10 protein-coding genes and 1 pseudogene are annotated in these 9051 nt (G+C 58.2%); 6 read left to right on the top strand and 5 right to left on the bottom strand.

What is annotated here, in order from left to right:
• From AEQ67_RS36210 to AEQ67_RS17515, 3 genes and pseudogenes are all read left to right on the top strand, one after another.
• Positions 1 to 216 (top strand): annotated as a pseudogene (locus tag AEQ67_RS36210) (hypothetical protein); the annotation flags it as partial.
• Positions 217 to 455: 239 nt separating this feature from the next.
• Entirely contained in the window at positions 456 to 1343 is an 888-nt protein-coding gene (gene rhtA, locus AEQ67_RS17520; protein ID WP_059405096.1) for a threonine/homoserine exporter RhtA, read from the top strand.
• A gap of 167 nt (positions 1344 to 1510) precedes the next feature.
• Positions 1511 to 1792, top strand: a complete 282-nt coding sequence (locus AEQ67_RS17515; RefSeq protein ID WP_059405095.1) for a hypothetical protein — start codon at positions 1511 to 1513, stop codon at positions 1790 to 1792.
• 15 nt (positions 1793 to 1807) lie between these two features.
• Here AEQ67_RS17515 and AEQ67_RS17510 read toward each other — a convergent pair whose 3' ends face one another.
• Positions 1808 to 2368 carry a TetR/AcrR family transcriptional regulator gene (locus AEQ67_RS17510; RefSeq protein ID WP_059405094.1) on the bottom strand — a complete coding sequence of 187 codons (561 nt, stop codon included), beginning with the start codon at positions 2366 to 2368 and terminating at the stop codon, positions 1808 to 1810.
• A 92-nt stretch (positions 2369 to 2460) separates the two neighbouring features.
• Between AEQ67_RS17510 and AEQ67_RS17505 the strand changes: the two genes are divergently transcribed.
• Both AEQ67_RS17505 and AEQ67_RS17500 read left to right on the top strand, forming a co-directional pair.
• Positions 2461 to 3189, top strand: coding sequence for an SDR family oxidoreductase (locus tag AEQ67_RS17505; RefSeq protein ID WP_059405093.1), 729 nt, complete (start codon positions 2461 to 2463; stop codon positions 3187 to 3189).
• Positions 3190 to 3225: 36 nt separating this feature from the next.
• A complete protein-coding gene (locus AEQ67_RS17500) occupies positions 3226 to 3816 on the top strand; it encodes a 2-hydroxychromene-2-carboxylate isomerase (protein WP_059405092.1) in 591 nt (196 codons plus the stop codon).
• A 49-nt stretch (positions 3817 to 3865) separates the two neighbouring features.
• On the opposite strand, the gene AEQ67_RS17495 is transcribed toward AEQ67_RS17500, so the two are convergent.
• The 4 genes from AEQ67_RS17495 to AEQ67_RS17480 all read right to left on the bottom strand — a co-directional run bounded on the left by AEQ67_RS17495 (position 3866) and on the right by AEQ67_RS17480 (position 8088).
• Entirely contained in the window at positions 3866 to 5674 is a 1809-nt protein-coding gene (locus AEQ67_RS17495) for an aminopeptidase P family protein (RefSeq protein WP_059405091.1), read from the bottom strand.
• Positions 5675 to 5739: 65 nt separating this feature from the next.
• Positions 5740 to 6897 carry a cysteine desulfurase family protein gene (locus tag AEQ67_RS17490; RefSeq protein WP_059405090.1) on the bottom strand — a complete coding sequence of 386 codons (1158 nt, stop codon included), beginning with the start codon at positions 6895 to 6897 and terminating at the stop codon, positions 5740 to 5742.
• Between the two features lie 205 nt (positions 6898 to 7102).
• Positions 7103 to 7717 (bottom strand): LysE family translocator, encoded by a 615-nt coding sequence (locus AEQ67_RS17485; RefSeq protein WP_059405089.1) that lies wholly within the window; start codon positions 7715 to 7717, stop codon positions 7103 to 7105.
• Between the two features lie 101 nt (positions 7718 to 7818).
• Complete coding sequence (locus tag AEQ67_RS17480) at positions 7819 to 8088, bottom strand: hypothetical protein (RefSeq protein ID WP_059405088.1); 270 nt, start codon at positions 8086 to 8088, stop codon at positions 7819 to 7821.
• A gap of 399 nt (positions 8089 to 8487) precedes the next feature.
• Here AEQ67_RS17480 and msuE point away from each other — a divergent pair, with 399 nt between their 5' ends.
• Positions 8488 to 9051 (top strand): FMN reductase, encoded by a 564-nt coding sequence (msuE, locus tag AEQ67_RS17475; RefSeq protein ID WP_059405097.1) that lies wholly within the window; start codon positions 8488 to 8490, stop codon positions 9049 to 9051.

Here is a 9051-nt window from a genome sequence, read left to right as displayed (position 1 = left end):
GTATCTGTCAAGCGGTTATTTTTCGAAGTTTTCAAAGTTTCCTTTGCAACTTCAACCACTTGCGCTTCCGATCTCTCGTTAGCGGGAGGCGAATTCTACAGCGTTACTCGCTGCTGTCAACACCTCTTTTCCGCTGCTTTCGACCGAGAAGATCGAATCGTTGATAAGGCGAAAACACACTACCTTAACAACTCCTTCCAGGCTTCGATGAACTGAAGCAACCTGCTGCCGAAAACTGCGTAACTCTTTGTTTATCAAGGAGTTTTCCGTTTCGACTGCGCCGGAAGTGGGGCGAATTATAGACGTCCAGAATCTGCCGTCAACCCTTAATTACACTTTTCTATCAGCCGCTCAAAATCACTGCTTATATATAGACGCGCCAGCAACGATTGCGCAGTATATTGCCCAACACATAGAGCAATACTCTCGCTTCCTACTTCGGACGATGCCACGCAATGAATGACCAGCCTCGCAGCCTTGCCTCAACCCTGTTCTCGGTTGGCCTGCTAATAGTAGCCATGGCGTCGATCCAGTCAGGAGCCTCTCTGGCCAAAAGCATGTTCCCTGTCATCGGCGCTCAGGGGACAACCACCCTGCGGCTGATTTTCGCCAGCATCATCATGGTGCTGCTACTGCGCCCATGGCGGGCGACGCTCACCGCAAAGTCCCTGAGGACAGTCATTGTCTACGGCATGGCGTTGGGCGGCATGAACTTGCTCTTCTATATGTCCTTGCGCACCGTCCCCCTGGGGATCGCAGTAGCGCTGGAATTCACCGGCCCACTGGCGGTTGCGATCTATGCTTCACGTCGCGCGATCGATTTTTTGTGGATCGCCTTGGCCAGCGTTGGTTTGCTACTGTTAATACCGACAGGAGAAGCAACCGCGGGTATTGATTTGGCAGGTGCGGGCTATGCCTTGGGCGCCGGGGTCTGCTGGGCGTTGTACATTCTGTTCGGCCAAAAGGCCGGCGCTGACAACGGTGTGCAAACCGCAGCGCTGGGGGTGATGATTGCCGCCCTGTTCGTAACCCCTTTCGGCATTGCCCATGCTGGTGCCGCGCTGCTGACACCAGCACTGATCCCCGTAGCCATCTGCGTCGCCCTTCTCTCTACAGCAATCCCCTACACACTGGAGATGGTTGCCCTGACCCGAATGCCGACCCGCACTTTCGGCACACTGATGAGCATTGAACCGGCAATTGGCGCACTGTCCGGCCTACTGTTCCTCCAGGAATACCTCTCACTGTCACAGTGGATGGCCATCATGTGCATCATCCTGGCGTCCGTCGGCGCGACCATGACCATGGGGAGCACCGCCAAGCCCGCAGTCGCGGCGGATTGAAACAGGATTTGACGCGGGTCTGGTATTTGCCGCTCAATTAGGCCATGTTTAGGCCGTAACCCAGTGTCAGACATGGACTTTTCAGGGCTGGGATATCAGAACGCTTCAAACGAAAGCGAATACAGCCAGACCCGGGCGCCAGATCCGGGAACGCTATAAGGACAGCAATGAAACGAATTTTGATACTGATCGCCGCACTTGCAGTTGCGGGCTGCGCGGCGACTTCGGAAACTCATGTCAAACGGGGCAAGAAGGGGCTTCATATCAACTGTTCCGGGCTATCGTCTTCCTGGGACAAGTGCTACACCAGCGCTGCCAACTCTTGCGCCCCCAAGGGGTACAAGGTGATCGCCAAGTCAGGGGACACGGTGGAAGAACCAGGCGATTATCCGTTTGGCCTCAACCCTGCCGGTTACACCAGCCGCAGCATGATCGTCATCTGCAAATAGATTGATGCCGCCTTGTCAGGTTCGTGGACTTGCGATCTGGCGGCCAATCTCATCGTAACTGGACTTCAATACGGTGCGCTGGATGTCTGGCGTAGCCAGCATACGCGCCACCACCAACGCACCGATGCACTGCGACAGACTCGCCCACGCCAGGCTGTCGCTTTCCAGAACTCGTGCCCAACTCTCCTGAAGCCGACAAATCCAGGTTTCCGCCTGCTGACGAATGATCACGTCTGAACGGGCAATTTCGGCCCCCAATGCCGGCAAAGCACAGCCCGATTCCGGGTGCTCGACATGGGCCATAGTCAGATAATGTTTCAGGCAGCGCTCAAGCCGCTCGCGATCCTGATCACCTCCCAATCGCGCCAGGCTTTGCCCCAACTCACGCTCGACGATTGAGGCGAACAGCTCGTCTTTCGACGAAAAGTGACTGTAGAAAGCCCCGCCACTCAAGCCGATTGCCTTCATCAATCCGTCGACACCCACCGTGGAAAAGCCGGACTTCTTGGCTGATACCGCACTGCTTTCCAACAGTTTCTCTTTGGTTTCAAGCTTGTGATTGGCCGAGTAACGCATTGTCTTGCCCTCAGGATTGATCGCCTTGACGCCTGCTGAATCGTAGCATAACGTTCGTTTAGTTAACGATCGTTTAGCAAAGGGGTCTACCTATGAATAACAAGAAGGTCGTACTGGTTGTCGGCGCGGGGGATGCCACGGGCGGCGCTATTGCCAAGCGTTTGGCGCAGGAAGGTTTTATCGCCTGCGCCACCCGCCGCAGCGCAGACAAACTCCAGCCATTGGTGGACGCCATTAAGGCCAATGGCGGTGAAGCACACGGTTTTGCCTGCGATGCGCGCAAGGAAGAGGACGTGATTGCCCTGGTCGAGCAGATTGAAAGCCAGATAGGTCCTATTGAAGCGTTCGTCTTCAACATCGGCGCCAACGTGCCGTGCAGCATTCTCGAAGAAACCGCCCGCAAATATTTCAAGATCTGGGAGATGGCCTGCTTCTCGGGGTTCCTCAACGCTCGTGAAGTGGCCAAGCGCATGGCCAAGCGTCAGCGGGGCACCATTGTGTTCACCGGAGCCACTGCCGGTATGCGTGGTGCAGCAGGGTTTGCGGCGTTCGCCGGCGCCAAGCACGGGATTCGTGCACTGGCACAAAGCATGGCCCGCGAGCTGGGGCCGATGAACATTCATGTCGCCCATGTGGTCGTCGATGGGGCCATCGATACCGATTTTATCCGCGAAAGCTTTCCAGAAAAGTACGCGACCAAGGATGAGGACGGCATCCTCAATCCCGAACACATTGCCGAGAACTATTGGTATCTACACAGCCAGCCGCGCGACGCGTGGACATTCGAGCTCGATCTGCGCCCCTGGAGCGAACGCTGGTAAGCCCTCCCCTATAACAATAAGCAGAGTGCATTGTTCATGAGCAAAACCGTTGAGTTCTTTTTCGACCTTGGCAGCCCGGCCACCTACCTGGCTTACACCCAGTTGCCGAAAATCTGCGCACAGACCGACAGCCAGCTGATCTACATTCCCATGCTACTGGGTGGCGTCTTCAAAGCCACTGGCAACGCGTCCCCAGCGATGATCCCGACCAAGGGCCGCTACATGTTCCAGGACCTGGACCGCTACGCCCAACGCTACGGGGTGCCGCTGAAGTTCAACCCGCACTTTCCGATCAACACCCTGATGCTGATGCGCGCCACTACGGGCATGCAGTTGCGCCATCCGGAACGTTTTCAGGCGTTCATCGATTGCCTGTTCAACGCCCTTTGGGTTGAAGGCCGAAGTCTTGATGACCCGGCGACCGTTGCGGCAGTGCTGACGCAGAACGGTTTCGATCCAAATGAGGTCATGGCGCTGACCGCCGACGAGGAAGTCAAAGCCGCGCTCAAGGACAACACCGAGAAAGCCGTGCAACGAGGTGTATTCGGTGCACCGAGCATGTTTGTCGATAATCAGCTGTTCTTCGGTCAGGACCGACTGGACTTCGTCCTTGAAGCCCTGAGTTAAATCTCGCCGACCGTCAGGCGCTGGAAACAGCGCCTGAACTCCAACCGATTTAGATAGCCGTAGTACGGGTGTTCAACCATTCGAGCGCTGCACCGTCCAGCAACGGACTCAAGCGCTCACGCACCTCGGCGTGGTAAGCGTTGAACCACTGTTTCTCGTCCAGCGTCAGCAGCGACGGTTCCAGGCAACGGGTGTCGATCGGGCACAGGGTCAGGGTTTCGAACTTCAGGAACTCACCGAATTCGCTTTTGCCGGCCTCACGGTTTAACACCAGGTTCTCGATCCGCACACCCCAGCGGCCCGGACGATAAGTACCCGGCTCGATGGAGGTGATCATGCCCGGTTGCATCGCGGTTTGAGGTGCGGCGGCGGCCTGATAGGCGATGACTTGTGGACCTTCGTGCACGTTCAAGAAATAGCCGACGCCATGACCGGTGCCGTGACCGTAGTCGACGCTTTCGGCCCAGATCGGCGCGCGGGCAATCGAGTCGAGTAGTGGCGACAGAATGCCTTTCGGGAACTGCGCGCGGGACAAGGCAATCACGCCTTTGAGCACCCGCGTGCAATCGCGTTTCTGCTCATCCGTCGGCGTACCGACGGGCACCATCCGCGTGATATCGGTCGTGCCGCCCAGGTACTGGCCGCCGGAGTCGATCAGCAACAGACCGTCACCCTCGATCACCGCGTGTTCTTCTTCGGTGGCGTGGTAGTGCGGCATCGCGCCATTGGCGTTGAACGCGGCGATGGTATTGAAACTCAGCGACACATAACCTGGACGTCGGGTACGCGCGGCCGTCAGGTGTTCGTCGATGGTCAGTTCGGTGATGCGCTCATGCCCCAGCGCCGAGTCCAGCCAGGTGAAGAATTCGCACAGCGCCGCGCCGTCCTGCTCCATGGCCTGACGAATGTGCTCGGCGTCGGCCAGGCTTTTTTGCGACTTGGCCAATGTCGTCGGGTTCAAGCCTTCGATCAGCTTCACGCCACTGTTCAAGTTATCCAGCAAACCGGCGGTGACGCGCGCCGGATCGACTTGCAGGCTCGCACCGCTCGGCACCGCGCGCAGGGCATCGGCCACTTCGCTGTAATCGCGCAGGGTCACGCCGTCCTGTTCGAGGATGGCACGCAACTCGGCATCGACCTTGCTCAGGGCCACGAACAGGGTGGCCTGCTGTTGGCTGATCAAGGCAAAGGAAACGAACACCGGGTTGAACGACACGTCGCCGCCACGCAGGTTGAACAGCCAGGCGATGTCATCGAGGGTGGCAATGAAATGCCAGTCGGCACCGCGCGCTTGCAGAACCTCACGCAGCTTGGCGAGTTTGTCGCCACGGCTCACCGTCGCTTGTGGCGGCAAGTGCTGATAGATCGGCTCGTTCGGCAGCGTCGGACGGTCGCTCCAGACTTCGTTCAACAGGTCGATGTCAGTGCGCAGACGGGCACCGCGCTCTTCGAGTTTGCCTCCCGGCGTACGCCCCGAGGCAACCGCCATCACCGCCCCATCCACCGCGACCACGCCACCTTCAGGCGTTTGCTCGGCCAACCAGTCCAGCGGGCTCGGTTGACCCGGTTGCAGCTTGCCCCGTTCGATGCCGCTGCCCTTGAGTCCCTTGGTCGCTTGTTCCCAATAACGGCTGGCGGCCCAGCCGCCGGCAAAGTCCGGCGTCACGATCAGCGTGCCGACCGAGCCATGGAAGCCCGACAACCATTGCCGCCCTTGCCAATAGCCCGGCAGGTATTCCGACAGATGCGGGTCGGCCGACGGCACCAGCAGGGCATGAATGCCCTCCCGGCTCATCAGCTCGCGGGTTTGCGCCAGGCGTTGGGGCACCGATCCATTGATCGAAGGCTGCGTACTCATCATGTCTCCTGCTAATCACTTCATCATTATTGTTGAGTGCCGATCCGGGTCGGCGCTTCATTGCGCTACTGCCAGAATGCCGGGGCACTGGCGCAGGCCGCTTTAATCAGTTGTGCCGCTTGATCGATATCCTGCTCGGTGGTGAAACGTCCCAGGCTCAAGCGAATGGTGCGACTCGCCGAGCGGGCGTCATGCCCCAGGGCCAGCAGCACGTGGGACGGAGCATTGCTGGCGGAGTTGCAGGCCGAGGTCGCGGAAAACGCGATCGAGGCGCTCAACGTCGCAGAATTGAACTCGCCTTCATTGAAGGTCAGGCTCAGGGTATGAGGAATACGCTGGGTCGGGCTGCCATTGAGGCGCACGCCGGGAATGCTCAGCAACTGCTCAAGCAGGCGCTCACGCAGACGCACGATCGTGGCTTTTTCTTCATCGAACAAAGACGCCGCCAATGCGAAGGCTACGCCCATTGCAGCAATCTGGTGGGTCGCCAGGGTTCCAGAGCGCAAACCGCCCTCATGACCGCCGCCATGTATCTGCGCCTGCAAGCGTTGTTGCGCGCGAGGGCCGACATACAACGCGCCGATGCCTTTGGGACCGTAGATTTTGTGCGCCGAAAATGACATCAAGTCCACTGCCCACTCGGCCAGGTCGATCGTCACTTTGCCCGCACCCTGGGCGGCGTCGACATGGAACAACGCGTCACGATCACGCACCACCTGGCCGATGGCCGGGATGTCGTTGACAGTGCCCAGTTCATTGTTGACCAGCATCAGCGACACCAGAAAGGTGTCCTCGCGCATGGCTTCGCTGACCGCTTGCGGGGTAATCAAACCTTCGGCGTCCGGCACCAGATAGGTCACGGCAACGCCAGCGTCTTGCAATTGCTTCGCGGTGTCGAGAATCGCTTTGTGTTCAATCTGGCTGGTGATGATGTGGCCACCCGCAACGCCACGCGCCTGGGCAACGCCCTTGAGCGCAAGGTTGTTGGATTCGGTGGCCCCGGAGGTCCAGACGATCTGCTCAGCCTGGGCACCGACCAGTTCGGCCACTTGCTGCCGCGCCTGCTCGACCGACAGTCGGGCCTGTTGGCCGAACGCGTGGGAGCTGGACGCCGGGTTGCCGAAGTTGCCGGTAAAACCCAAACACTCGACCATGACCTTGATGACTCGCTCATCCACCGGCGTGGTGGCGGCGTAGTCGAAATACAACGGACGTTTATTCATAAAAGACTCGCAGAGCATGTTCCGGGATCAGGAAGCTCGTTGCTGGAAACATCAAAGCGCCGCCTCGTGAGCGACGCCGAATCATCAGCACGTCAGCAATACCTGATCGGAGGCCGTTAAAGAAGAACAACTTCATTTAAAAGTGCGTAGGAACGCTCCTGAAGTCGAGCTTAACAGGCATCGGGCAACCGGTTGAAGCAATGCGTCAGCTAAAGCTTTCGAGCAACAACGGGTACAGCGAAACCACCAGCAGCGCCGCCATGCCCCAGTTGAACAGGCGCAACCAGCGGCGGTCTTTCAACACGTTGCGCAACAGTGTGCCGCAGGCGGCCCAGACGCTGACGCTCGGCAGGTTGATCAGGGCGAAGACCGCGGCAATCACGATCACATTGGTGAAGTAACCCTGCATCGGCGTGTAGGTGCTGATGGCACCGATCGCCATGATCCAGGCCTTGGGATTGACCCACTGAAAGGCTGCCGCGCCCAGGTAACTGATCGGTTTGCTCTCGCCTGCTTCGCTGTCGGAAACCGGTCCGGAATGGGCGATTTTCCACGCCAGGTACAGCAAGTACGCCGCGCCGACGTAACGCAGCACGGTATAGAGCAGAGGGTAGGTTTGAAACACGGCGCCCAGACCGAAACCCACCGCCACAACCAGCACGAAGAAGCCACAGGTGATGCCGAGCATGTGGGGGATGGTCCGGTTAAAGCCGAAGTTCACGCCCGATGCCAGCAACATGGTGTTGTTTGGGCCCGGCGTGATCGAGGTGACGAGGGCAAACAGGGCGAAGCCCAGCAGCAGGTCGAGTGAGAGCGTCATGAGCGGCAGTCCATCAGGGTCAGTCAGGTGTTGACCCTATCGCACGCCTTGCACGAAACCCACGGACAGTTGGGTGAAAGTTGCAGCGGTACAGTTTTGGATCAGCTTGGGCGACCGTGCAGCTGTACAGCACGCTCGGCGTTCATCTCGCCGTGATTGTCGAAGCTGAACGATTTTTGTGGCTGGCCGAGCAATTCGGCTTTTTTCGCGTGGTACTCGTCAAAGGACAAGCCGCGGCGATTCAGCGCTTCCAACGCCAATTCCTTGCTTTCTTCAGCGGTGTAAGGCCGCAGTTCGGGGGAAACGTGGCTGGCACATCCGGCAAGAACGGAGACAGCGAGCAGCAGGAAAGTGGCGATTAGAGATTTCATTGTTGGCGTCCTGGCATCTGGTTCGAGGCAATGAACACAGGCTACGCCGGGCATCCAATCAGCAGAAATCAACGCTCTCGATAGTGGCTATCAACTTTGACTAACGTTGCTCGGGCAGTCGGCTGTATATCTCTAAATGATCTATAAATAGTAATTTAAGATATTTTACGGAATATAAAACAGCCTTTATAACAACTGCATCGCTTCACCCACTGTTGCCCAGGCAACTGTTTGCCAGGCAACAGCCATTCAACAAACAGCCCTGCGAATCAAACAGCATTGACCGGTCAACGCGCTGAAAGCCCCGCCAATCGGGGCTCCGATGGATTGGTACAGCTTTTGCTCAAGCCCTGTGACTACTCACTGCTCGCTGAGCAACTGTTTAAAAAGGAACTGATCATGTCGCGTCCATTGAAAGTCGTTGCCCTCTCCGGCGGCACCTGGCGTCCGTCCCGCACCTTGGTGCTGACTCAAGCGTTACTGGCACAACTGGCCGAGCAACTGCCGATCGAGAGCAAGCTGATTGAACTGGGTGACATCGCCCGCCCACTGGGCGCGGCCCTGTCCCGTCAGGAACTGAGCGCCGATATCGAAGCCGAGTTGCAAGCCATCGAAAACGCCGACCTGCTGATTGTCGCCGCGCCGGTTTATCGCGGTTCCTACCCGGGCCTGCTCAAGCACCTGTTCGACCTGATCGACCTCAATGCGCTGATCGACACCCCGGTGCTGTTGGCCGCCACCGGTGGCAGCGAGCGTCATGCGCTGATGCTCGATCATCAGTTGCGACCGCTGTTCAGTTTCTTCCAGGCCCTGACCTTGCCGATTGGCGTCTATGCCACCGAAGCCGATTTCTCCAATTACCAAATAACCAGTGAGCCCTTGAAGGCCCGCATTCGTCTTGCTGCAGAACGCGCGGCGCCGTTGTTCGGCGCGCACCCCAAAAATCTGCTGAAAATCGCTTAA

This window comes from Pseudomonas sp. RIT-PI-q (genome assembly GCF_001297125.1).
Classification (GTDB): Bacteria; Pseudomonadota; Gammaproteobacteria; order Pseudomonadales; family Pseudomonadaceae; genus Aquipseudomonas.
Note: the sequence above shows the minus strand (reverse complement) of the source record. Positions and strands in the feature narration are given on the sequence as shown.

Excerpts from the sequence above, each read along its gene's own strand:
- rhtA (WP_059405096.1), top strand. The coding sequence starts at position 456 with ATGAATGACCAGCCTCGCAGCCTTGCCTCAACCCTGTTCTCGGTTGGC.
- AEQ67_RS17515 (WP_059405095.1), top strand. The coding sequence starts at position 1,511 with ATGAAACGAATTTTGATACTGATCGCCGCACTTGCAGTTGCGGGCTGC.
- AEQ67_RS17510 (WP_059405094.1), bottom strand. The coding sequence starts at position 2,368 with ATGCGTTACTCGGCCAATCACAAGCTTGAAACCAAAGAGAAACTGTTG.
- AEQ67_RS17505 (WP_059405093.1), top strand. The coding sequence starts at position 2,461 with ATGAATAACAAGAAGGTCGTACTGGTTGTCGGCGCGGGGGATGCCACG.
- AEQ67_RS17500 (WP_059405092.1), top strand. The coding sequence starts at position 3,226 with ATGAGCAAAACCGTTGAGTTCTTTTTCGACCTTGGCAGCCCGGCCACC.
- AEQ67_RS17495 (WP_059405091.1), bottom strand. The coding sequence starts at position 5,674 with ATGAGTACGCAGCCTTCGATCAATGGATCGGTGCCCCAACGCCTGGCG.
- AEQ67_RS17490 (WP_059405090.1), bottom strand. The coding sequence starts at position 6,897 with ATGAATAAACGTCCGTTGTATTTCGACTACGCCGCCACCACGCCGGTG.
- AEQ67_RS17485 (WP_059405089.1), bottom strand. The coding sequence starts at position 7,717 with ATGACGCTCTCACTCGACCTGCTGCTGGGCTTCGCCCTGTTTGCCCTC.
- AEQ67_RS17480 (WP_059405088.1), bottom strand. The coding sequence starts at position 8,088 with ATGAAATCTCTAATCGCCACTTTCCTGCTGCTCGCTGTCTCCGTTCTT.
- msuE (WP_059405097.1), top strand. The coding sequence starts at position 8,488 with ATGTCGCGTCCATTGAAAGTCGTTGCCCTCTCCGGCGGCACCTGGCGT.